Below are 21,602 nucleotides of genomic sequence, written 5' to 3'. Positions count from 1 at the left end.
TCGCGCCGGCGATCAGACCGACGTCGCAGCCCAGGACGGGTCGCCAGGCAAGGGTCCCATCGGGTCTCGCTGAGATGCGGGGATCGTGACGTCGGGGCTCGCGACGGAGCGCCGCAGCGCTTCGCCCACGGTCACGAGGCGACGGCCTCCCTCGGGCAGCAGGTCGGAGACCCAGGTGCTGTCGTCGGCCACCATGTCCTCGCGGAGGCTCTCCATGAGCGAGGTCACGGTCGACGGCGGCACGTCCGTGATGAGCGTCGCGAGCTTGGCGACCATCGGCTCGGGCAGCCCGGGCAAGATGACCTGCTGGCGCGGCTTTCCGACGGCGTCCGCATAGCGGTCGATGAGCTTCGGGTAAGGGAGCTGCTCGCCCCCGCCGATCGAGTACGCGCGCGTCGAGACGTCTGCGGTCAGCGCACCGCTCACGGCCCGCGCCAGATCGACGACCGCGATCGGCTCGACCGCGCTCTGCATCCAGGCAGGCACAACCGTGACCGGGAGGCGGGCCGCCAGCTGGGCCATCAGCTCGAAGCTCGTGGAGCTCGCCCCGAGCACCATCGCCGCGCGCAGCGTCACGACGACCCCATCCGCGGAGGCCAGCTCGCGCTCGACCTCCAGGCGCGACGTGAGGTGCTCCGAGAGCTCCTCCTCCGGCACCGGAGGGATGATGCCCGAGACGTAGACGATGCGCTCGACCCCAGCGGCATCCGCCGCCGCTCGCACGAGCCGAGCCGCCTCAAGATCCGCCTCGCGAAAGTCGTCGCTCGCCATGCCATGGACGAGGTAGAGAATCGCGTCGACCTTGCCCGAGACTGCACGGTCGACCGACGCCCGATCGAGCACGTCGAGCTCAACACGGCGCACCCGCTCAGCCCACCAGAACCCATCCAGGTCACCCGGCTTCCGCGCCCCGGCAATGACCTCCATGCCCGCGTCCAGCAAGACCGGAATAACCCGGCTACCGATATACCCCGTCGCGCCCATCACCAGTACGTTCATCGTTCAGTGCCTGCTTCCCCGAGGCCATGACGGCGCCGGCACTCATCATCGCCGTGCAACCTGCGAGCCAAACCCGGCTCCCAGGAAAGACGCCCGCGACGCAGCGCGACGTACGGGTTCCGTGAGGATGCGCGGCCGCCCCGTATGGATTCCGTGAGGGGCACGCTCCGGGGGTCGCGGTAGGAGTTGGATCAAGCACTGCGCCTGAACGGCGCGCAGCCCGACAACCCCCGTCGGGTGCAGACCTCCGAACGGAGCCCAAGTGCTTGACGTCGTCTTCGTCGCGGGCGTGATCGCCCTCTTCGCCGCCATCGGCCTTCTCGGCAAGGCGGTGGAGAAGCTGTGATCGTCTTCGAGCTCGTCGCGGCCGCGCTCGGCATCGCCGCGATCGCCTACCTCGTGGCGGCCCTCGTGCATCCCGAGCGCTTCTGATGGACGCCCCCGTGCTGCTCCGGGCAGTCCTCGCGTTCCTCACACTCGCCCTCATCCTCGCCGCCCTCTACCGTCCCCTCGGGGACTACCTCGCGTGGGTCTACTCGTCGCCGAACGACTGGCGACCGGAGCGGGTCGCCTACCGGCTCATGGGCGTCGACCCGGCATCGCCGCAGACCTGGCAGTCCTACCTGCGCGGGGTGCTCGCCTTCTCTGCCGTCGGCGTGCTCCTCGTCTACCTGCTCCAGCGAACCCAGGAATGGCTGCCCTACTCGCTTGGCCTTCCCGCCCCATCCGAGCACCTCTCGTTCAACACCGCCGCCTCGTTCGTCGCCAACACGAACTGGCAGTCGTACTCGCCCGAGCTGACCCTCGGCTACAGCGTGCAGCTCCTGGCCCTCACCGTGCAGAACTTCGTCTCGGCCGCCGTCGGGCTCGCCGTTGCGATCGCCCTCGTCCGGGGGCTCGCCGCGCGTCGCTCCGGCACCCTCGGCAACTTCTGGGTCGACCTCCTCCGCGGCACCCTGCGCGTGCTCCTCCCCATCTCCACGATCGCCGCCCTCGCACTCCTCGCCGCCGGCGTCATCCAGAACTTCAACGGGTTCACCGACGTCACCACCCTCACCGGCGCGACGCAGTCGATCCCCGGCGGGCCCGTCGCGTCGCAGGAAGCCATCAAACTCGTCGGCACCAACGGCGGCGGGTTCTTCAACACCAACTCCGCGCATCCCTTCGAGAACCCCAACGCGGCCACGAACCTGCTGCAGGTTGTGCTCATGCTCGCCATCCCGTTCTCCCTGCCACGGACCTTCGGGCGCCTCGTCGGCGACCGCCGCCAGGGCTACGCGGTGCTCGCCGTCATGGCCACCATCTTCACGGTGTCGTTCGCGGTCCTCACCGCGGTCGAATCCGCGGCCATGGGTGCGGCACCGGATGCGGCCGGAGGCGCCATGGAAGGCAAGGAGCAGCGCTTCGGCGTCGTCGGATCGACGCTCTTCGCCACCACCAGCACCGGCACGTCAACGGGCGCCGTCAACTCCATGCACGACTCCTACACCGCACTCGGCGGCATGCTGCCGATGCTCAACATGATGCTCGGCGAGATCGCGCCGGGCGGCGTCGGCTCCGGCCTCTACGCGATGCTGGTGCTCGCCATCATCGCCGTGTTCATCGCCGGCCTCCTCATCGGCCGCACCCCCGAGTACCTGGGCAAGAAGATTGGGCCGCGCGAGATCAAGCTCGCGAGCCTCTACATCCTCGTCACCCCCGCCCTCGTGCTCACCGGGGTCGCGCTGAGCTTCGCCATCCCGGGCCTCCGCGCCGACCTCGAGGCCACCTCCATCTGGAACCCGGGCGTGCACGGCCTCTCCGAGGTGCTCTACGCCATCACCTCGGCCGCCAACAACAACGGCTCCGCATTCGCCGGGCTCACCGCGAACACCCCGTGGCTCAACACGTCCCTCGGCGTCGTCATGCTCCTCGGCCGCTTCGTTCCCATCGTGTTTGTGCTCGCCCTCGCCGGCTCCCTCGCGGCGCAGGACAAGGTGCCGGCGACCGTCGGAACGCTCCCCACCCACCGCCCGCAGTTCGTCGGGCTCCTCACCGGCGTCAGCGTCCTCATCACGGCGCTCACCTACTTCCCCGTGCTCGCGCTCGGACCCCTCGCAGAAGGACTCTCGTGACCATGCCCTCCACCCCGTACCTGGCGTCCCTGCCAGGGGCGTTCCGCAAGCTCGACCCGCGCCAGCAGTGGCGAAACCCGGTGATGTTCATCGTCTGGGTCGGCGCAGCCTTCACGACCGCCCTCGCGATCGCCGAGCCGTTCCTCGGTGGCCCGGCCGACTCCGGCGGGACCGCCATCCCCACCACCTTCACGTGGGCCATCGCGGTCTGGCTGTGGCTCACGGTGCTCTTCGCGAACCTCGCCGAGTCGGTCGCCGAGGGGCGAGGCAAAGCACAGGCCGAGACGCTGCGCCAGACCCGGACGAGCACCGTCGCGCACCGCGTCGACGCGTACGACGCCGCGCAGGGCACCGACCCGTCGGCCAGCTCCGTCGCGACCAGCGACGTCTCGTCCGCCGACCTCGTGCTCGGCGACGTCGTCACGGTCTCGGCCGGCGAGCTGATCCCGGGCGACGGCGACATTGTTTGGGGCATCGCCTCAGTTGACGAGTCGGCCATCACGGGGGAGTCGGCACCCGTCATCCGCGAGTCGGGTGGCGACCGCAGCGCCGTCACCGGCGGCACCAGGGTGCTGTCGGACCGCATCGTCGTGCGCATCACCTCGAAGCCGGGGGAGACGTTCGTCGACCGGATGATCGCCCTCGTCGAGGGAGCGTCCAGGCAGAAGACGCCGAACGAGATCGCGCTCTCCATCCTCCTCGCGTCGCTCTCGATCGTGTTTGTCATTGTCGCGCTCACGCTCAACCCCATCGCCTCCTACGCTGCCAAGCCCGTCAGCATCACCGTGCTCATCGCGCTCCTCGTCTGCCTGATCCCGACCACCATCGGGGCGCTCCTCTCGGCCATCGGCATCGCAGGCATGGACCGCCTCGTGCAACGCAACGTGCTCGCCATGTCTGGGCGCGCCGTCGAAGCCGCCGGCGACGTGACGACCCTGCTGCTCGACAAGACCGGCACGATCACCTACGGCAACCGCCGCGCGTCGGAGTTCGTGCGCATGGCGGGAGTGCGCGACCAGGACCTGGTGCGGGCCGCCGCGCTGTCGTCGCTCGCCGACCCCACCCCGGAAGGGGTCTCCATCGTCGAGCTCGCGGCCCAGCAGGGTGTCGACGTCGGCGCGCCCGCGGAGGGCGGCGGTCGCGGCGAGATTGTGCCGTTCACCGCGCAGACCCGCATGTCCGGGCTCGACCTGGCCGACGGCTCGCGCATCCGCAAGGGAGCTGGGTCGGCGGTGGCGGCCTGGCTTGCCGCCGAGGGCTCGCCCGTCGAAGCCTCGCAGCTGCGGGAGCTCGAGGAGGCGACCACCCGAGTCTCCCAGAGCGGGGGAACCCCGCTCGTGGTCGCCGTGATGGATGCGCCCGGCCAGCAGGCGAGCGCGGGCCGAGGCCGCGTGCTCGGGGTCGTGCACCTCAAGGACGTCGTGAAGGAGGGGCTCAGCGAGCGGTTCGCAGAGCTGCGTTCCATGGGGATCCGCACCGTCATGGTGACCGGCGACAACCCGCTCACGGCGGCCGCCATCGCGAAAGAAGCGGGGGTCGACGACTTCCTCGCCGAGGCGACGCCCGAGCAGAAGCTGGCGTACATCCGGCGCGAGCAGGAAGGCGGCAACCTCGTCGCGATGACCGGTGACGGCACGAACGACGCCCCGGCGCTCGCGCAGGCCGACGTCGGCGTGGCCATGAACACGGGCACCTCGGCCGCTAAGGAGGCCGGGAACATGGTCGACCTCGACTCCGACCCCACCAAGCTCATCGACGTCGTGCGCATCGGCAAGCAGCTGCTCATCACGAGGGGCGCGCTCACGACCTTCTCCATCTCGAACGACATCGCGAAGTACTTCGCGATCATCCCGGCCATGTTCATGGGCGTGTTCCCGGGCCTCGGGGTGCTGAACATCATGGGGCTCCACTCGCCGGCCTCTGCGGTGCTGTCGGCGATCGTCTTTAACGCGGTGGTCATTGTGCTACTGGTCCCGCTCGCCCTGCGGGGCGTGAAGTACCGGCCGGCGAACGCAGCGAGCACGCTCGGCCGCAACCTCCTCGTCTACGGACTCGGCGGCGTCATCGCGCCCTTCATCGGCATCTGGCTCATCGACCTCGTCGTGCGCCTCATCCCGGGCTTCTGACCAGGCATCCAGTGGCCCGAACATCCACCGGCCCGAACATCCTCTGGCCCCGAACTCACCTCTGACCCTCGACAGATTCGACAGGACACCACATGAACTCCTCCACTCGCGCCACGGTGCGCACCACCGGTGTCGCCGTGCGGGCGATGCTGCTCTTCACCGTCGTGCTGGGTATCGCCTACACGCTCGTGATCACGGGCCTCGGCCAGCTCGCCCTCGGGGCGCAGGCGAACGGCTCGATGCTCGACGACAGCCGCGGCGAGGCCACAGGCTCCAGCCTGCTCGGGCAGTCGTTCGTCGACGCCGATGGGGCCCCGCTGCCCGAGTTCTTCCAGTCACGGCCGTCGGCCGCCGGTGACGGCTACGACGCGGGCGCCTCCTCCGGCTCCAACCTGGGGCCGGAGAACGCGGACCTCGTCGCCGCCATCGAGGAGCGCCGCGCCCAGATCTCCGAGTTCAACGGGGTTCCGCCCGAAGCGGTGCCGGCCGACGCGGTGACCGCCTCAGCGTCGGGGCTCGACCCGCACATCAGCCCCGAGTACGCGGCGCTGCAGGTTGCACGGGTCGCTGCGGCGCGCGGGCTCGAACCCGACGAGGTACGTACGCTGGTCGCAGCGCACACGACGGGCCCGCTTCTCGGATTTCTGGGGCAGGCCAGCGTCAACGTGCTCGAGCTCAACCTGGCCCTCGACGAGCTCGGCGCGGCGACGATCGACACCACCTCGACCCCGGGCAGCAAGGAGCAGTGAGCCATGGCGAAGCGGGGACGGCTGCGGGTGCTGCTCGGCGCCGCCCCCGGCGTCGGCAAGACCTTCGCCATGCTGCACGAGGGCAGGCGGATGCGGGAGGCCGGCGGCGACGTGGTCGTCGCGGTCGTCGAGACCCACGGCAGGGCTGCGACCGCGGCAGCCGCGGAGGGGTTCGAGACCCTGGAGCGCGCCACGATCATCCACCGCGGCGTGACGCTGTCCGAGATGGACGTGGATGCTGTGCTCGCGCGTGCCCCTGAGGTTGCGTTGGTCGACGAGCTCGCCCACACCAACGCCCCTGGCTCCCGCAACGAGAAGCGATGGGAGGACGTCGAGGAGCTGCTCGTAGCCGGCATCGACGTGCTGTCGACGGTCAACATTCAGCACATCGAGTCGCTCAACGACGTCGTCGAACAGATCACCGGGGCACCGCAGCGTGAGACCATCCCCGACGAGGTGCTTCGGCGCGCCGACCAGGTCGAGGTCGTCGACCTGTCGCCGCAGGCCCTGCGCGACCGCCTCTCCGGCGGCCTCGTCTACCCGGCAGAGCGGGTCGACGCGGCGCTCTCCAACTACTTCCGGCTCGGCAACCTCACCGCCCTGCGCGAGCTCGCCCTGCTGTGGCTCGCCGACGACGTTGACCAGTCGCTGCAGAGCTACCGCGACGAGCACGGCATCGACTCAACGTGGGAAGCGCGCGAGCGCGTCGTCGTGACGCTCACCGGCGGGCCTGAGGGCGAGACGCTGCTGCGGCGCGGCGCGCGCATCGCGGCGAGATCGGGCAGCGGGGAGCTGCTCGCGCTGCACGTCACGAGCCAGGACGGGCTGCGGGCGGGCGACCCCGCCCACCTGGCGCGCCAGCGGTCGCTGGTGGAGCAGCTCGGTGGCACGTACCACCAGGTGGTCGGGGAGGACATCCCCGCCTCGCTTATCGAGTTCGCGAGGTCCGTCAACGCCACCCAGCTGGTCATCGGCGTGAGCCGACGAAGCCGACTCGCGGCGCTGCTCACCGGCCCGAGCGTCGGCAGCACGGTCACGCGCGAGGCCGGCAGCATCGACGTGCACATCGTGAACCACGACGCCGCCGGTGGAGGACTCCGGCTGCCGAGACTCGGGGGCGCGCTCACCCTGCGGCGTCGAGTCGCCGGGTTCGCGCTCGCACTCGCCGCGGGGCCGCTCCTCACCTGGCTCCTGTCGTCGCTCGGCAGCGTCGACTCGTTCACGACCCACGCCCTCAGCTATCAGCTCCTGGTCGTCGCGGTCGCCCTCGTCGGCGGACTATGGCCCGCCCTGTTCGCCGCGGTGCTCTCCGGCATCACCCTCGACTTCTTCTTCGTCGCGCCCTTCGGCACCGTCCTCATCACCGAGCCGAGCCACCTCATCGCGATCGTGCTCTACGTCGTCATCGCGGCGCTCGTGAGCCTCGTCGTCGACCGTGCAGCGAGGAAGACGCGGGAAGCGCGGCGCGCGGCCGCCGAGTCGCAGCTCCTGCAGACCGTTGCCGGCAGCGTGCTCCGGGGCCAGAACTCGATGCAGGCCCTCGTCGAGCGCACCCGCGAGGCGTTCGGTCTCGCCGGGGTGCGGCTCGTCGACACCCGGCTTGTCGACACCGGGGCGCAGGATGCGGGCGGCGAGGTGCTCGCCAGCTGCGGGGAACCGGTGCGCGGCAACCGCCACACGGCAGTGCCGGTGCTCGCCGCCTCCTCGACGAAGGGCGGCGTCGTGCTGGAGCTGCACGGCAGGGAGCTCGACGCCTCCGAACGCCGCCTGCTGACGGTCATCGTCGCGCAGCTCGGCGCATCCCTCGAACACCGCGACCTGCGCGACGCGGCCGACGAGGTCGCCCCGCTCGCCGCATCCGACAAGGTGCGACGCGCCCTCCTCTCGGCGCTCAGCCACGACCTTCGGCGCCCACTCGCCGCGGCGACGGCAGCCGTCACCGGGCTGCGCTCGGCGGGCGAGCAGCTCAGCGCCGACGACCGCGCGGAACTCCTCGAGGCCGCAGACGAGAGCCTCGGCACCCTCGCCTCGCTCGTGACCGACCTGCTCGACGTGAGCCGCCTGCAGTCAGGCGCCCTGGCCGTCACGATCCTGCCAACCGACCCTGCCGACGTCATCGTCCCAGCGCTCGACGAGCTACAGCTCGGCCCCGACGACATCGAACTGGCGCTCGACCCGAACGCCGCATCCGCTGCCGCCGACCCCGCCCTGCTGCAGCGGGTGCTCGTGAACCTCCTCGCCAACGCCGTTCGCCACGCCCCACCGAACCGACGCGTGCGGCTCGCGACGAGCGAGTTCGGCGGCAACGTGCAGATCAGGGTCGTCGACCACGGCCCAGGCATTCCGGCGGAGCGGCGCGACGACGTGTTCGTGCCGTTCCAACGCCTCGGCGACACCGACAACACGACGGGGCTCGGGCTCGGGCTCGCGATCTCGAAGGGCTTCGTCGAGGGAATGCACGGCACACTGGTGCCGGAGGACACCCCCGGAGGAGGGCTGACGATGGTCGTGACGCTTCCGGTCGCGCTCCCCGACGTGGACGTTGACGCGGCTCGGAACCAGGAAGGGCACGCATGAAGATCCTGATCGCCGACGACGACCCGCAGCTGCTGAGAGCGCTCCGCATCACCCTCACCGCCAAGGGGTACGAGGTGCTGGTCGCCCGCGACGGCGCTGAAGCGATCGCCCTGGCCATCGACAGCCACCCCGACCTCTACCTTCTTGACCTCGGCATGCCGGCGCTCGACGGACTCGAGGTCATCCAGGCGATCCGTGGATGGTCCGAGGCGCCGATCCTCGTCGTCTCGGGTCGCAGCGGCGCGGGCGACAAGGTCGACGCGCTCGACGCGGGTGCCGACGACTACGTCACCAAGCCGTTCTCGGTCGACGAGCTGCTGGCGCGCATCCGGGCACTGTCGCGCCGCGTGCCCCAGGGCGATGCGGAGCCCGTCGTGACGTTCGGCGAGGTGTCGGTCGACCTGGCCGCGAAGAGCGTCGTGCGAACGGTGGACGGGGAGGCGACGCATGTCCGCTTGACACCGACGGAGTGGCAGGTGCTCGAGCTACTTGTGCGCAACGCGGGACGGCTCGTGACCCGGCAGATGCTGCTCACCAGCATCTGGGGTTCGGAGCACGTCAACGACACGGGCTATCTCCGGCTGTACCTCTCGCAGCTCCGCAAGAAGCTCGAACCCGTGCCGTCCGCCCCGAAGCACCTGCTCACCGAGGCGGGCATGGGCTACCGCCTCGTGGTCTCGCCGTAGCTGTCGCTTGCTCTAGCCGTCGGTGGGGGCCGCTAGGCTCGCCTCTTCTGCGCTGGGGAAATTGATGTCGTCGGCGTTCACGTCGATGTCGCCGACGTCGTCTGGCCCGCCGGTGCCCGGGCGCACGTTCACCTGATCGGTGTCGATGTCGTGGTCGACCTGGCCGTCGACCTCGTCGACCCGCTCCGTCGTCGTCTCCTGCTTCTCCTGCGTCTCGGTGTCGCTGCCGGGGGAGTAACTGGTGTCCTTCTCGAGCTGTTCGCTCTTCGAGAGGCTGTCGTCGTTGTCATGCAGCTGATGGCTCATTCGGCGAGCCTGGGGTCTCGTGCTGAGAGGTCCCGGGGTTGCGGATGCACGCGGGCCGTGAGTGTCGCGAGGACGAACCGGCCGCACGGGTGTGGCCCACGTCGCGGGAGCGTCGCGGGCCACGGCTGCGATCCGGATTCGGACCGGTGGTCAGTCTTCTTCCGGTTCGAAGGTCGACGCGTCTGGGTCGTAGCCGACCGCGACCCCGTCGTCGGAGTTCGGGATCGTGCCGTCCTCGCCGAGACCGCCCGGCTTCTCTTCGCCGTCGCTGTCGTGGGAGATCTTCTGGTCGCTCATCATTGGCCTTCCGGTCGGGGGTCTACCTTGACTTGGGGTGACGATAGCGCTCGCGGCTGGGGAGTGCTCGGGCTGCACGGGCCGGCCGCGAGGGGTTCAGCACCGGGTTGTGCCGCCAGCAGCGTGCTTATGATCGGGCGGTGATCTCGATTCGGCCGGCGACCGTCCCCGACCTCCCCGCGCTGCTCGACATCTGGCGTCGTTCGGTCGAGGCGACGCACACCTTCCTCTCTCCCGCAGATGTTGACGCCATCGCGGACGACGTGGTGCGCTACCTGCCCCAGATGTCAGACCTGCGGGTCGCCGAGCTCGGGGGCCGTCTTGTCGGCTTCGTCGCGCTCGAGGACGGCGTTCTCGAGATGCTCTTCGTCGATGCGGATGCGCAGGGCGGCGGAGTCGGGAGCGCGCTCCTCGACTCGGTTCTCGCGGGTCGCCGGGTCACGCGGGTTGATGTTAATGAGCAGAATCCGATCGGACGCTCCTTCTACGCACGTCGAGGGTTCGTCGAGATCGGCAGGTCGGAGGTGGACGGAGAAGGGCGGCCGTTTCCCGTCCTGCACCTCCAGCTCAGCGTTCGTTAAGGCTGTCAGAGACCGAGCAGCAGCGAGACCGCGATGGCGGCCATCACGAGGGCAATGATCGCGTCCAGGATGCGCCACGCGGCCGGCCGCGCGAAGACCGGCTGCAGCAGACGGGCGCCGTAGCCGAGCGCCGCGAACCAGACGATGCTGGCGACCGCGGCGCCGGCCCCGAAGAGCCAGCGGGCCTCGCCGTGCGTGTTCGCGACCGACCCGAGCAGCACGACGGTGTCGAGGTACACGTGCGGGTTCAGCCACGTGAGCGCGAGCACCGTGAGCACCGTTGGGAGGAGCGCCGGCGACGTCTGCTCGCCCGCCGCATCCATCGCCTTCGGCTTGATCGCTCGGCGCGCCGCGAGCACGGTGTAGCCGAGCAGGAACGCCGCGCCCGCGATGCGCACCACGGTCGTCAGCCACGGCAGAGCGGCGAAGACGATGCCGGCGCCGCCGATGCCGAGCAGGATCAGCAGGGCGTCTGAGAGTGCGCAGACGGCGACCACCGCGAACACGTGCCTCCGCAGGAGCCCCTGCCGCAGCACGAACGCGTTCTGCGCGCCGATCGCCACGATCAGCGAGAGGCCGAAGCCGAAGCCGGCGAGCGGGGTGAGGAGATCGAAGGTCATGCGGCGACGATATTGTGGCGGCGCATCACGACGCCAGCTTATGTTTCTTGTGCATCATTAGCATGGCTTCATGTTGAGCTCATCGCAGGCCTTCGACCCGCAGCGCCTCGCGGCCCTTCGCGCCGCCGTCGAATCGGGCACGTTCGAAGCCGCTGCCCGCGAGCTGCGGGTCACGCCGTCGGCCATCAGCCAGCGCATCAAGTCGCTCGAGAGCCAGACCGGGCGGGTGCTGCTGCAACGCAGCAAGCCGGTCACCCCGACCGAGTCGGGGGAGGTGCTGCTGCGCCTCGCACGGCAGCTGGATGCGCTCGGCAGGGAGGCGTCGAGCGTCCTCGGCCGCCTGGGGCGTGCATCCGGTGGACCCACGGACGGCAACGGGCCCCAGCTCGAACGCTTGCCGATCGCTGTCAACGCCGACTCCCTCGCCACCTGGCTTCTACCGGCCCTCGCGCCCCTCGCCGGGGAGATCGCCTTCGACCTGCACCGAGCCGACGAGACGCAGACGACCGAGCTGCTGCGGCGGGGCGCCGTGACGGCGGCCATCACCGCTGACCCCGTGCCCGTGCAGGGCTGCAGCTCGACGCGGCTCGGAGCGATGCGGTACGTGCCGATGGCCTCACCCGAATTCGCGAGGCGCTGGTTCGGCGGCGGACGCACGCTCGCGCAGGAGCTCACCCTCGCCCCGGTCGTCGTGTTCGACCGTGCCGACACACTCCAGGACCGCTACCTGCGCGGCCTCGGCGTCGACCCGACGGTCCCGCCGTGCCACTACGTGCCGTCGTCAGCCGACTTCGTGCGCGCCATCCGGCTCGGATTCGGGTGGGGGCTCGTGCCCCAGCAGCAGCTTGAGGAAGGCGATTCGCTCGTCGAGATCGACCCAGGGGCGTCGATCGACGTGCCCCTCTTCTGGCAGCAGTGGCAGCTGCACACGGATGCGCTCGAACGCGCCGCGCACGCCGTGGCAGAGGCGTCGTCCCGAGCGCTCTGACGGCGGACGCGGTGACCAACTCTGCGGTCCGCACCCCACAAGCGCAAGGGCCAAAAGTCTCCTCACCGGTCAAATAGTCTCCGCCATACCGTCGCAGACAGCGCGCCCCAAGCCCCATAGGAGGCTCCCATGGCCAATCCCCCCACCCACAGCAGACCCCGCTGGTCGCCTCGGCGCACGCAGCTGGTGGTGCTCAGCGGGTCGGCCTTCGCCATCGCGGCCCTCCTGCCATCGGTGCTCGGCAGCCAGCCCGCTCAGGCCATCGGCACCGCCGTCGACCTCGGCACCGCCGAGAGCTACTCGGTGCTCGCGGGGCAGGCCGTCTCGAACACCGGGCCAAGCGAGCTCGGCGGAGACCTCGGTGTGAACCCCGGAACGGCCCTCACCGGCTTCCCGCCAGGCATCGTGCTCGGCGACGTGCACGCAACCGACGCGAACTCCCTGCAAGCACAAGCCGACGTCACGACCGCCTACAACGCGCTCGCGGGGCAGGCAGACGACGCGCCCATCACCGCCGACCTCGGCGGGCAGACCCTCACGGCAGGCGTCTACGAAGCCAGCAGCACCGCAGGCATCACCGGCACCCTGTCGCTCGACGCGGAAGGCGACTCCGACGCGGTGTTCATCTTCCAAATCGGATCAGCCCTCACGACGGCCCCCAACAGCACCGTTGCGCTCCTCAACGGAGCCCAGGCGTGCAACGTGTTCTGGCAGATCGGCAGCTCAGCGACGCTCGACACCAACACCACCTTCGTCGGCTCGATCCTCGCCCTCACCTCCATCACCGTGAACACCGGATCAACGGTCGACGGGCGCGCCCTCGCCAGAAACGGCTCCGTCACCCTCGACACGAACACCTTCACGAACAGCGAATGCACGACGGACGCGACGACCGTGCCCACAGCGACCACGACCCCGCCGGCAACCACGACCCCGCCGACGGAGACCGCTGGGCCGACGGAGACCGCTGGGCCGACGGAGACCGCTGGGCCGACGGAGACCGCTGGGCCGACGGAGACTGCGACGCCCACGGTGACTGCTGGGCCGACGGAGACCGCGACGCCCACGGAGACTGCTGGGCCGACGGAGACCGCGGCGCCCACGGTGCCGCCCACCGAGACGACGACCCCCACGGCGACACCGACCGAGACGGCGACACCCACCGTGACTCCGACGGTGACGCCGACCGAGACAGCGACTCCGACGGTGACGCCGACCGAGACAGCGACTCCGACGGTGACGCCGACGCAGACGGCGACACCCACCGTGACGCCGACCGAAACGGCGACCCCAACGGTCACGCCGACCGAGACAGCGGCACCCACCGTGACTCCGACCGTCACTCCGACGTCGACGCCCACTGGGACAATGACCGTCACTCCGAGCGCATCCGCGCCTTCATCGACCTCGACCGCAGGGCCGACCTCGACCTCGACCGTGCCCCCGGCCGCACCGGGAACCCCCGGCTCGCCTGACCTCGCCGTGACCGGCGCCGACGGCACCGGCCCGTGGCTGATCGGAGGCGCCGCCGTCCTGATCGCCGGCGGGACGCTGCTGATCGCCAGCCTCCGTCGACGCGGCCACCGCGACGCCTAATCAGCGCCAGGCCTGCGCCTGACCAGCGCCTGACTAGCGCCTGGCCCAGGCCTGACAAGCTCCGCCCCGAAGCGCCTCGGCGTGCACACCATGTGCCCGCCGAGGCGCTTCGGCGCTCGCCTCGTTAGTCGCGCGCTCTAGCCGCGCGCGTTAGCCGCGCGTCTCGCCGCCGACCGCGGCGAGCACGACCGGGTCTTCGCATCCCTCGGCGAACCCGCGGATGCGCCGGTCGATGTCGCGCTGCAGCACAAACGCCCCGATTCGTTCGGCGACGGGTGCGAGCCATTTCGGCTTGCACGCGAAGTTGTAGCGCCAGACCGCGAGCGTCGCGGGACGCCCGGCGGATTCGCCCTCGCCCCTGCCCCCGCCCTCGCCCTCGCCCTCTGGCGCTGGCGTGAACCTCCAACCGCCCCCGAGGCGCTCGAAGAACCACGATCCCTTCGTCATCTTCATGCCCACGTTCGATGGTGGGTTGTAGGAGACGTACTCGCTGACCATGCGGAACCCCAGGCGCTGCACCGTGAAGGTGCGGACCCCCTTCGCCGGACGTTCGGCCCCGTCGAGGAAGTGCTGACGGCGGATGAACGGATCCCACCGCATCCGCACCCGCCCCGTGGTCTGTGACACGGCGAAGGCGACCGCCGGGCTGACGGGCACGATGCAACGGGACTCGACGACGGGCATGCCCCATCGTGACACGCGCGCGCTCGGTTCCCCAGAGACGCGGAGGAACGCATGCTTGCCTTGAATTTCACGACTTCCGCAGGCGAACCCTGCGGGCAGCTCCGCACGCCGACGCCGGGAGAGCCACGATGAAAGACAACCAGCACAGCGACGAACGCCTCGGGGACTCGCCAGCGGGCGACCCCGTCGGCGACCCCGCCGATCTCAGCGCGAGCGAGGAGAAGTCCGGAGCCGAGCCGGTCAGCGGGCACGGCGACCTGCTCGGTGCCGTCGGGAAACTCGCGAACGTGTTCGCGTTCGGCAAGCCTTCCGACGCATCCGCGGCCGCCGCGACCGCCGACGGGGTGCTGCCCAGCGACCCCGACGACGACGGAACCGGTGGAACCGGTGGAGCCCGGCGCGCCCCCTAGCCGCTAGCCTCCAACCCCCGAGCCGGGTCAGCGCGGCGAGACTGCGCTCTCGGTGAGCCGCATCGCGTCGGCCGTGATCTCGAGCGAACGGACGCGGTCGGCGCTCTGCAGTGCGCCGTGCCCGACGATCAGTTCGTCCGCGCCCGTCGCCTCGGCGAACTCGGTGAGGTAGTCGCGCACCTCCGCACCCGTCCCGACTGCCGTGTACCGCATCATGTTCGCGATCTGCTGCCCCTGCGGGCTCGCGATGATCTGGTCGATCTGCTCGTCGCTGAAGTCAGAGTTCGGGCCGCGGAGCAGGATGCTGCGCAGGCGCGAACGGCGGGACCGCGTGAACTGCTCCTGCGCATCCGCCGCATCGTCGGCCGCGACCACGTTGACCCCCACGATGAGGTGCGGCGCGGCGAGCTGCTCCGACGGCTGGAACTGCTCACGGTACAGCGCGACCGCCTGGAACAACTGGTCGGGCGCGAAATGCGACGCGAACGCGTACGGCAACCCCAGCTGCGCCGCGAGCTGCGCCCCGAAGAGGCTGGAGCCGAGGATGTACAGGGGCACGTTCGTCCCACCGCCGGGCACGGCCTGCACCCCCGGGATCGTGGACTCGCCGCGCAGGAACGCCTGCAGCTCGAGCACGTCCTGCGGGAACTCGTTCGACGAGGTCGGCGAGCGGCGCAGGGCCCGGAACGTCGCCTGATCGCTGCCGGGGGCGCGCCCCAGGCCGAGGTCGATACGGCCCGGGTACAGGGTCGCGAGGGTGCCGAACTGCTCCGCGATGACGAGCGGCGAGTGGTTGGGGAGCATGACGCCGCCCGCGCCGAGTCGGATGGTCGAGGTCTGCGATGCAACGTGCCCGATGAGCACGCTCGTCGCGCTCGACGCGATCGTTGGCATGTTGTGGTGCTCGGCGTACCAGACGCGGCGGTAGCCGGAGCGTTCTGCGGCCTGCGCGAGCTCGACGCTCGCCTGGAAGCTCTCCCCGACGGTCTGTCCGGGGGCGATGGGCGCGAGGTCAAGGATTGAGAGAGGAACAGTCACCTTGAAGGAAACCGCCGAGCGGGGTTGCATGTTCCCGGCGTCTCAGCATCGCGTGTCGCGGGAGGGGCGTCACTCGCCGCCGAGGTAGAAGGATGCGGTGCGCGCCGCCGCCTCGTGCGCGTCGTCGGGGTCGGCCCCGGCGCTGAGGTGGGCGATGCACCACCGCTCCGACGCGGCCTCCACGAAGCGCCTCCCCCCGTCCGACTCGTTGAACGCTGCCATGACTGACTGCACGTCCACGTCGTCGTCGCCGAGCGCGAGCGCGAGGGCCGTGAGCGCGCCGTCCCAGCCGATGCCCGTGGCGGCGGGACCGTACTGCGCCCAGTGCTCGTTATCGGGCACCACGTGCCGCAGCGAGAGCCGGGTGCCTGAGGCAGTCGGCTCGAGGGTCAGGCCGACGTGGCTGAGATCACCGTCGTACTCCCAGGTCACCTGCAGCTCGCGGTGCGGCTCGCAGCGCTCGATGGTGCCGGAAGTTCCGCTCGCGGTCAGTCGGTACCTCCCGCCGCGCAGGAGCTGCCCCTCGAGGGGCTCGAACCAGCGGACAAGTCCGTCCGGCGTCGTGCAGGACGACCAGATCGCGGCCGACGAGTTCGGGAAGATGCGCTCGAGCGTGACGACGTAGCTCGTGCCATCTCGCGCGACGCTGCGCGTGACGGTCTCGAGGCTCTCGGTTGACGCTCCGGCGGGGGCTACCGGTTTCGTTTCCATGGCCCAAGGATGCTCGCGCTTCTTGTGGAACACCGCATACCCGGGGAATTGCCACCGCCTCAGACCCGCGCCGGTCACGTCGTGTCGGTGGTCTGCCCCACAATGAACGGATGCACATCCTGGTCACGTCGCTCGAGCGCGGCTTCGCGCTCGACGAGGTGCGCCTGGAGCCGCAGGCGGGCGGCGCATCCCGGTCCGAGTCCGCCAACACCCCGACAGTCACCACCCCGACAGTCACCACCGTCCCCGACATCGTCGGGCTCGCGCAGCACGTCTCCGAGCGTGAGCGCACGGCCCCACCCGGCGACCCCATCCGCTGGGTATGGAACAGCCAGGACATCGTGCCGCGGCTCCTCGCCCACGGGGTGCGCGTCGGCCGGTGCCACGACCTTCGCCTGGCCGGGCGCATCCTCATCACCGCCGGCTACCTCGACGCCCGCTTCGACGTCGCGGACGCGCGGGGCGGCGCGCAGCCCGGCGAGGGGCTCTTCGACCTCGACGCCGAGCATCCGGGCACCCCCGAGGCGACGCGCGAGCTCTTCGAAGCGCAGCTCGCCGCCATCGCCGCCGCCGACCAGCAGAGCGGCCGCCGAGGGGCCCTGTCCTTCCTCGTGAGCGTCGAGAGCGCCGGCGCGCTCGTCGCCGCCGAGCTCCGGGCGGCGGGCATGCCCTTCAGCGTCGAGCGGCACGAGCAGGTGCTCGTGGAGGCGCTCGGGGCGAGGGGCGCGGCAGGCCGCCCCTCGAAGCTCGAGGCGGCGGCCTCCGCCGTCCGGGCCACCCTCGGCGAGCCGACCCTCAACGTCGACTCGCCGAAAGACCTCCTCGCCGCGCTTCGCCGTGCCGGGCTCGACGTGGCGAGCACCAGCAAGTGGGAGCTGTGGGGCAAGGAGCACCCGGTGGTCGACGCCCTGCTGCACTACAAGCGCCTCCATCGCCTCTTCACGGCGAACGGATGGACGTGGCGCGACGAGTGGATTCGCGGCGGCCGCTTCCGCCCCGACTACGTGCCGGGCGGCGTCGTCACGGGCCGCTGGGCCACCAGCGGCGGAGGGGCGATGCAGCTCCCGAAGGAGGTCCGCAGCGCCGTCGTCGCCGACCGCGGCTGGAAGCTCATCGTGGCCGACGCGGCGCAGCTCGAGCCGCGCATCCTCGCAGCCATGAGCGGCGATGAGGCAATGGCCCGCGCCGGCGCCCAGCGCGACATGTACACGGCCTTCGTCGACAAGGGGGTCGTGCCCGACCGCGACAGTGCGAAGGTCGCGATGCTCGGCGCCATGTACGGCGCGACCAGCGGCCAGAGCGCCGTGCTGCTGCCCGGCCTCGAACGCGCGTACCCGCGCGCCATGGCGCTCGTCGCGTCCGCGGCGAGGTCGGGGGAGCGCGGCGAGCAAGTGCAAACCTGGCTCGGGCGCACCTCGCCGTGGCCACCCGCCGAGTTCTCGCCTCGCGACTTCGGTCGCTTCACGCGCAACTTCATCGTGCAGGGCACGGCAGCCGAGTGGGCGCTCACCTGGATGGCGGGCATCAGGCAGCGCCTGGCACGGCTGGGAGACCCGAGCGGAGGACGCGCGGGCACCGTCGTCGACGCGCCGCTCGAGCAGAGCCCCCACCTCGCCTACTTCCTGCACGACGAGGTCGTCGTGCACGCGCCCGCCGAGCTCGCCGAGCTCGCCGCCGCAGAAGTCGTCGCCGCGGCCGCTGAGGCAGGGCGGCTGCTCTTCGCGGGGAGCCAGGTCACGTTCCCCGTCGTCGCGCACGTCGTCGACAGTTACGGCGAGGCGAAGTAGCGGCGGTACTCAGCGCTTCGGCCACACCCAGTTCGGCCCCTCGAACTGCAATTGCCCGCGGATGCTCGTGGAGCCCACTTCCTTCTCGAGCTCGATGATGTTCGCCTCGGCTCGCAGCTCGTCCACGAGCGTCTGAGCGTGCGTGACCACGATGACCTGTGTGTGCTCCGCCGCGCGATTGATCAGCCCGGCCAGCGTCGGCAGAAGGCTCGGGTGCAGGCTCGCCTCGGGCTCGTTGAGCACCAGTAGCTCCGGCATGCGGGGCGACAGCAGTGCTGTCGCGAGCAGGATCATGCGGAGCGTGCCGTCGGACAGCTCGCGCGCATCCAACGACCTCGCGAGGCCCGGCTGAGACATAACGAGCCTGGCCATGCCCGACTCGTCTTCCGCGATGCCGACGCGTGAGCCTGGGAACGCCGCATCGATGGCGGCGTGGAACGCCTTCGCGTTGCCGACGCGCTGCACCGTCGCAACCGCGGCCGGCAGACGTGAGCCGTCGTCCGGTAGCACGGGCGTGAAGGTCGCGGGACTCGGCAGCCTCGCCGGCGCCGCCGCGTCGGTGCGGAGGTAGTCGAGGAACCGCCAGCCGCGCGCCGACTCGCGCAGCGCGTACAGCTCGGGCGCCGTCGACGGATCGGCGAGCGTCGCGAGCATCGACTCCGCGTCGCGCACACTCCACTCGGCGCGCACCAGCCTGAAGTCGGCGTCGCGCACCTTGACCAGGTTGCCGCGCCGCTCCACAAGCGTCGTCGAGGGGCGCAGCAGCTCGCCAGACCAGACGAGCTCGCTCTTGACGACCGGGTCGAACGGGAAGTCCGAGATGACGGGGATGCCGAGGTCGATCGCATACGAGAGCCCCGAGGTGCGCAGGCCGAGCTTGAGCGTGACCTGCTGCCCCCGCGTCCGCTCGGCGGCGTGCAGGGCCGCGCTCAGGCCACCCTCCATCGCCAGCGACGAGAGGGCGCCCTCTCGGATGATGTCGTGCAGCAGCCGCAGCGATCGGTAGAGGTTCGACTTTCCGCTGCCGTTTGCGCCCGTGATGACGTTCAGCCGCTCCAGCCCGACCGTCACGCTCTTGATGGACCGGTAGTTCTCGACGGCGAGGAGTTCAAGCATGAGCTCACGCTAGAGGTCCCCGCCGACATTCCGCGGCGTTCAACTCACGAAGTGCAGCGTGCTGCGCGTCGTGGCGCGCTGCACGAAGACGGAGACGCGGGCTCCGCGGGTCGGTGTGTCGTCGTTGATCTGGACCTGCAGGGGAGCGTGCGCCCGGCGGACGGTCACAACGTCGCCTCCTTCCGCTTCAGCGAGGTGGGCTGCGATCTGCTCGATCGTCGCGGGCGAGAGCGCCCCGGTTTCGGAAGCGTCGTCGAGCAGGGTGACGCTGACGCCTCGCCCGCGAGCGGCGTCCACCGCGAGCGCGAGGTCTCCGGTCGCCAGCACCGGCGAGCGCATCCGGTCGCGGATGCGTGCCTCCGCCTGGCTCGCGGCGTCCAGCTGCGCTGGGCTGAGCGCCGTGGCCGTGACGATCTGCTGCAGCACCGAACGGGCGGCCCCGGCCACCCACTCACGTTCCTGCTCGACGGTCTCGAGGGCGACGGAGGCCGCCTGAATCTGCTGCAGCGCCCGCGCCTCGTCTCGGCGCAGGGCGGCCACGGCGTCGCTCTCCTGCCGCAGCCGCCACCACCAGATCAGCGCAACGCCGATCATGATCGTTGGCAACCAGCGCGGACCCTGCAGGGTGTGGAAGCCGCCGTGGTGCCAGGCCCAGCCCAGGCCGACGGCACCCATGCTGGCGAAGCCGATGAGGCCGGGGAGCACGCGGCCCCTGACGATCAGGTAGGCGCAGAGCAACGAGGCCACATCGAGCGTGAACTGCCACTTCGGCATGTCGGGGGTCGCCTGTGGGAGAAGCAGAAACGACGTCACGAGGGGCAGGGAGGCGACGCACCAGGTCAGGGGCATTGTCAACCGCATGCCGAGGGCCAGGCTGGCCGCCGCCGCCCCGACGAGGATGTTTGCGGTCACGGTCCACAGCGGGTGCGCCTGCACCTCGAGGGTCGTGAGGCTGATGACGACGCCGATGGCCCAGAAGGCCAGCAGCGCGCTCGCTCCGCCACGGTCTCTCGTGACCGGCGACGCGGGTTGCCGGGGTGTGGAGGCGCTGACGGCCCGCCCGGACACCCAGCGCAGCGTGACGGTCGTTCCCACCCCGGGCGTCGTGTCGACGGTCGCCGTCGCGCCAGGATGCTGTTCGACCCGATTCAGGATGCTCCCCCGAAGCCCGAGGCGATCCTCAGGCACGTCTGCCAAAACGAACCCGGGCCCGGTGTCGCGGTACCGCAGCTCGACGGTGTCGCCCCAGGCAGTGAGGCTGGCCGAACGTGTGACGCCCCTCGCCGCTGCTGAGCCCGCGTAGACCGCGGAGTTCTGGGCCGCCTGCTCGAAGGCGGAGGTGAGGTCCTTCGCAATGTGTGCCGGCAGGGTCTGCATCGCGCTGCGCGGCACGGACAGCTGCCAGGAGGCGCCGGACCGCCGCGCGACCGCCTCGAGCTGTTCGCCGAGTTCGCGCAGTGCGACAGGCGGCCGCGCGTCGCCCTCCGGGTCTGCGCGGAGCCCTGCCAGCGCCCGCCCCGCGAGCCCGCGAAGGTCGTCGGAGACCCTGCCGCCGGAGTTCGCGGCGGCGGCGAGCGTCCCGAGCACGTCGTCGTGGACGAACGCGGCGAAGTCCTGGCGCGACTGCAGCCTCGAGCGCATCCGCTCCGACGCGTTGCTGGCCGAGGCGGTCGCCGTGGCACCCGAGATCGTGGCGGCGCGGAGCGCGTCGAGCTCGCTCCGCAGCTGGTCGAACACCGGCGGGATCGGTGCAAGGAACAAGGGCACCAGGAGCGCCACCGTACTCGTGTCGGCCAGGCCACCCGCCGCGAGCAGCGACAGCGGGTAGCTCAGGATGCCGAGCGCGGCGCAGAGCACCCCCGCCCACCTGCCGTGTCGGAAGGTGACGACGATCGAGGCGCTCAGCCAGACGGCCCAGCTCCACGGCAGTGTCGAGGCGAGCTCGCTCGGCGCGAAGACGAGCCACAGTCCCTGCTGGAGCAGGCAGAGCGAGACGAGCAGGGCATCCCGCAGCCACGGCGCCTGCCGAGGCGCGCGCATCGAGAACGACGCCACAGCGCCGCCGACCACGGCCGCCAGCAGCACGTTGAGCCACAACGGTGCCTGCGTCAGCATGGCGGGGGTGCTCATCGCGAGTTGCACCGCGAGGGCAAGCGATGCGACGTTGGCGAGCCGCGTGAGGAAGACGGAGGACCGGGAGCGCATCGTGCCGCGAGA

At 70.7% G+C, this 21,602-nt stretch carries 20 protein-coding genes; 11 read left to right on the top strand and 9 right to left on the bottom strand.

Annotated features, from left to right (window positions below; translation table 11 throughout):
• Positions 1–12 precede the first annotated feature (12 nt).
• Positions 13–999 carry an NAD(P)H-binding protein gene (locus ACPYN9_RS10360; RefSeq protein WP_424466298.1) on the bottom strand — a complete coding sequence of 329 codons (987 nt, stop codon included), beginning with the start codon at positions 997–999 and terminating at the stop codon, positions 13–15.
• A 342-nt stretch (positions 1,000–1,341) separates the two neighbouring features.
• Between ACPYN9_RS10360 and ACPYN9_RS10355 the strand changes: the two genes are divergently transcribed.
• From ACPYN9_RS10355 to ACPYN9_RS10330, 6 genes are all read left to right on the top strand, one after another.
• Positions 1,342–1,431 carry a potassium-transporting ATPase subunit F gene (locus ACPYN9_RS10355; RefSeq protein ID WP_424466296.1) on the top strand — a complete coding sequence of 30 codons (90 nt, stop codon included), beginning with the start codon at positions 1,342–1,344 and terminating at the stop codon, positions 1,429–1,431.
• The gene (gene kdpA, locus ACPYN9_RS10350; protein ID WP_424466295.1) at positions 1,431–3,113 is read left to right on the top strand and encodes a potassium-transporting ATPase subunit KdpA; all 1,683 of its coding nucleotides are present in this window, start codon (positions 1,431–1,433) and stop codon (positions 3,111–3,113) included. Before ACPYN9_RS10355 ends, kdpA begins: the two co-directional genes overlap by 1 nt.
• A 2-nt stretch (positions 3,114–3,115) precedes the next feature.
• Positions 3,116–5,239: a potassium-transporting ATPase subunit KdpB gene (kdpB, locus tag ACPYN9_RS10345; RefSeq protein WP_424466458.1), complete on the top strand. Its 2,124-nt coding sequence runs from the start codon at positions 3,116–3,118 to the stop codon at positions 5,237–5,239.
• A 92-nt stretch (positions 5,240–5,331) separates the two neighbouring features.
• On the top strand, positions 5,332–5,988 hold the full coding sequence (gene kdpC / locus ACPYN9_RS10340) for a potassium-transporting ATPase subunit KdpC (RefSeq protein WP_424466293.1): 657 nt from the start codon (positions 5,332–5,334) through the stop codon (positions 5,986–5,988).
• Between the two features lie 3 nt (positions 5,989–5,991).
• Positions 5,992–8,565, top strand: a complete 2,574-nt coding sequence (locus tag ACPYN9_RS10335; RefSeq protein WP_424466291.1) for an ATP-binding protein — start codon at positions 5,992–5,994, stop codon at positions 8,563–8,565.
• The gene (locus ACPYN9_RS10330; RefSeq protein ID WP_424466289.1) at positions 8,562–9,251 is read left to right on the top strand and encodes a response regulator transcription factor; all 690 of its coding nucleotides are present in this window, start codon (positions 8,562–8,564) and stop codon (positions 9,249–9,251) included. Before ACPYN9_RS10335 ends, ACPYN9_RS10330 begins: the two co-directional genes overlap by 4 nt.
• Before the next feature lie 12 nt (positions 9,252–9,263).
• Here ACPYN9_RS10330 and ACPYN9_RS10325 read toward each other — a convergent pair whose 3' ends face one another.
• Both ACPYN9_RS10325 and ACPYN9_RS10320 read right to left on the bottom strand, forming a co-directional pair.
• Positions 9,264–9,557 carry a hypothetical protein gene (locus ACPYN9_RS10325; protein ID WP_424466287.1) on the bottom strand — a complete coding sequence of 98 codons (294 nt, stop codon included), beginning with the start codon at positions 9,555–9,557 and terminating at the stop codon, positions 9,264–9,266.
• Positions 9,558–9,707: 150 nt separating this feature from the next.
• Entirely contained in the window at positions 9,708–9,854 is a 147-nt protein-coding gene (locus tag ACPYN9_RS10320) for a hypothetical protein (RefSeq protein ID WP_424466285.1), read from the bottom strand.
• A gap of 140 nt (positions 9,855–9,994) precedes the next feature.
• Between ACPYN9_RS10320 and ACPYN9_RS10315 the strand changes: the two genes are divergently transcribed.
• Positions 9,995–10,435, top strand: a complete 441-nt coding sequence (locus ACPYN9_RS10315) for a GNAT family N-acetyltransferase (protein ID WP_424466283.1) — start codon at positions 9,995–9,997, stop codon at positions 10,433–10,435.
• Positions 10,436–10,440: 5 nt separating this feature from the next.
• Here the strand turns inward: ACPYN9_RS10315 and ACPYN9_RS10310 are convergent, their stop codons facing one another.
• Positions 10,441–11,055, bottom strand: coding sequence for a LysE/ArgO family amino acid transporter (locus ACPYN9_RS10310; protein WP_424466281.1), 615 nt, complete (start codon positions 11,053–11,055; stop codon positions 10,441–10,443).
• Between the two features lie 70 nt (positions 11,056–11,125).
• On the opposite strand from ACPYN9_RS10310, the gene ACPYN9_RS10305 reads away from it, so the two are divergent.
• Complete coding sequence (locus ACPYN9_RS10305; RefSeq protein WP_424466279.1) at positions 11,126–12,043, top strand: LysR family transcriptional regulator ArgP; 918 nt, start codon at positions 11,126–11,128, stop codon at positions 12,041–12,043.
• Between the two features lie 129 nt (positions 12,044–12,172).
• Positions 12,173–13,639, top strand: coding sequence for an ice-binding family protein (locus tag ACPYN9_RS10300; protein WP_424466277.1), 1,467 nt, complete (start codon positions 12,173–12,175; stop codon positions 13,637–13,639).
• 150 nt (positions 13,640–13,789) lie between these two features.
• Here the strand turns inward: ACPYN9_RS10300 and ACPYN9_RS10295 are convergent, their stop codons facing one another.
• Positions 13,790–14,323, bottom strand: a complete 534-nt coding sequence (locus tag ACPYN9_RS10295; RefSeq protein WP_424466275.1) for an SRPBCC family protein — start codon at positions 14,321–14,323, stop codon at positions 13,790–13,792.
• A 128-nt stretch (positions 14,324–14,451) separates the two neighbouring features.
• Here ACPYN9_RS10295 and ACPYN9_RS10290 point away from each other — a divergent pair, with 128 nt between their 5' ends.
• Positions 14,452–14,733: a hypothetical protein gene (locus ACPYN9_RS10290; RefSeq protein WP_424466274.1), complete on the top strand. Its 282-nt coding sequence runs from the start codon at positions 14,452–14,454 to the stop codon at positions 14,731–14,733.
• A 27-nt stretch (positions 14,734–14,760) separates the two neighbouring features.
• Here ACPYN9_RS10290 and ACPYN9_RS10285 read toward each other — a convergent pair whose 3' ends face one another.
• Positions 14,761–15,771, bottom strand: a complete 1,011-nt coding sequence (locus tag ACPYN9_RS10285) for an LLM class flavin-dependent oxidoreductase (RefSeq protein WP_424466272.1) — start codon at positions 15,769–15,771, stop codon at positions 14,761–14,763.
• Between the two features lie 69 nt (positions 15,772–15,840).
• Complete coding sequence (locus ACPYN9_RS10280; protein ID WP_424466270.1) at positions 15,841–16,482, bottom strand: SRPBCC domain-containing protein; 642 nt, start codon at positions 16,480–16,482, stop codon at positions 15,841–15,843.
• 110 nt (positions 16,483–16,592) lie between these two features.
• Between ACPYN9_RS10280 and ACPYN9_RS10275 the strand changes: the two genes are divergently transcribed.
• Complete coding sequence (locus ACPYN9_RS10275; RefSeq protein WP_424466268.1) at positions 16,593–18,269, top strand: bifunctional 3'-5' exonuclease/DNA polymerase; 1,677 nt, start codon at positions 16,593–16,595, stop codon at positions 18,267–18,269.
• A 9-nt stretch (positions 18,270–18,278) separates the two neighbouring features.
• Here the strand turns inward: ACPYN9_RS10275 and ACPYN9_RS10270 are convergent, their stop codons facing one another.
• A complete protein-coding gene (locus ACPYN9_RS10270; RefSeq protein ID WP_424466267.1) occupies positions 18,279–19,385 on the bottom strand; it encodes an AAA family ATPase in 1,107 nt (368 codons plus the stop codon).
• Between the two features lie 39 nt (positions 19,386–19,424).
• The gene (locus ACPYN9_RS10265; protein WP_424466265.1) at positions 19,425–21,590 is read right to left on the bottom strand and encodes a hypothetical protein; all 2,166 of its coding nucleotides are present in this window, start codon (positions 21,588–21,590) and stop codon (positions 19,425–19,427) included.
• Positions 21,591–21,602: the final 12 nt, after the last annotated feature.

The organism is Pseudoclavibacter helvolus (genome assembly GCF_049707175.1).
In the GTDB taxonomy this organism is placed as follows: domain Bacteria; phylum Actinomycetota; class Actinomycetes; order Actinomycetales; family Microbacteriaceae; genus Pseudoclavibacter; species Pseudoclavibacter helvolus_A.
Note: the sequence above shows the minus strand (reverse complement) of the source record. Positions and strands in the feature narration are given on the sequence as shown.

Coding starts and splice junctions, on each gene's coding strand:
- ACPYN9_RS10360 (WP_424466298.1), bottom strand. CDS start 999: ATGAACGTACTGGTGATGGGCGCGACGGGGTATATCGGTAGCCGGGTT.
- kdpA (WP_424466295.1), top strand. CDS start 1,431: ATGGACGCCCCCGTGCTGCTCCGGGCAGTCCTCGCGTTCCTCACACTC.
- kdpB (WP_424466458.1), top strand. CDS start 3,116: ATGCCCTCCACCCCGTACCTGGCGTCCCTGCCAGGGGCGTTCCGCAAG.
- kdpC (WP_424466293.1), top strand. CDS start 5,332: ATGAACTCCTCCACTCGCGCCACGGTGCGCACCACCGGTGTCGCCGTG.
- ACPYN9_RS10335 (WP_424466291.1), top strand. CDS start 5,992: ATGGCGAAGCGGGGACGGCTGCGGGTGCTGCTCGGCGCCGCCCCCGGC.
- ACPYN9_RS10330 (WP_424466289.1), top strand. CDS start 8,562: ATGAAGATCCTGATCGCCGACGACGACCCGCAGCTGCTGAGAGCGCTC.
- ACPYN9_RS10325 (WP_424466287.1), bottom strand. CDS start 9,557: ATGAGCCATCAGCTGCATGACAACGACGACAGCCTCTCGAAGAGCGAA.
- ACPYN9_RS10320 (WP_424466285.1), bottom strand. CDS start 9,854: ATGAGCGACCAGAAGATCTCCCACGACAGCGACGGCGAAGAGAAGCCG.
- ACPYN9_RS10310 (WP_424466281.1), bottom strand. CDS start 11,055: ATGACCTTCGATCTCCTCACCCCGCTCGCCGGCTTCGGCTTCGGCCTC.
- ACPYN9_RS10305 (WP_424466279.1), top strand. CDS start 11,126: ATGTTGAGCTCATCGCAGGCCTTCGACCCGCAGCGCCTCGCGGCCCTT.
- ACPYN9_RS10300 (WP_424466277.1), top strand. CDS start 12,173: ATGGCCAATCCCCCCACCCACAGCAGACCCCGCTGGTCGCCTCGGCGC.
- ACPYN9_RS10295 (WP_424466275.1), bottom strand. CDS start 14,323: ATGCCCGTCGTCGAGTCCCGTTGCATCGTGCCCGTCAGCCCGGCGGTC.
- ACPYN9_RS10290 (WP_424466274.1), top strand. CDS start 14,452: ATGAAAGACAACCAGCACAGCGACGAACGCCTCGGGGACTCGCCAGCG.
- ACPYN9_RS10280 (WP_424466270.1), bottom strand. CDS start 16,482: ATGGAAACGAAACCGGTAGCCCCCGCCGGAGCGTCAACCGAGAGCCTC.
- ACPYN9_RS10275 (WP_424466268.1), top strand. CDS start 16,593: ATGCACATCCTGGTCACGTCGCTCGAGCGCGGCTTCGCGCTCGACGAG.
- ACPYN9_RS10270 (WP_424466267.1), bottom strand. CDS start 19,385: ATGCTTGAACTCCTCGCCGTCGAGAACTACCGGTCCATCAAGAGCGTG.
- ACPYN9_RS10265 (WP_424466265.1), bottom strand. CDS start 21,590: ATGCGCTCCCGGTCCTCCGTCTTCCTCACGCGGCTCGCCAACGTCGCA.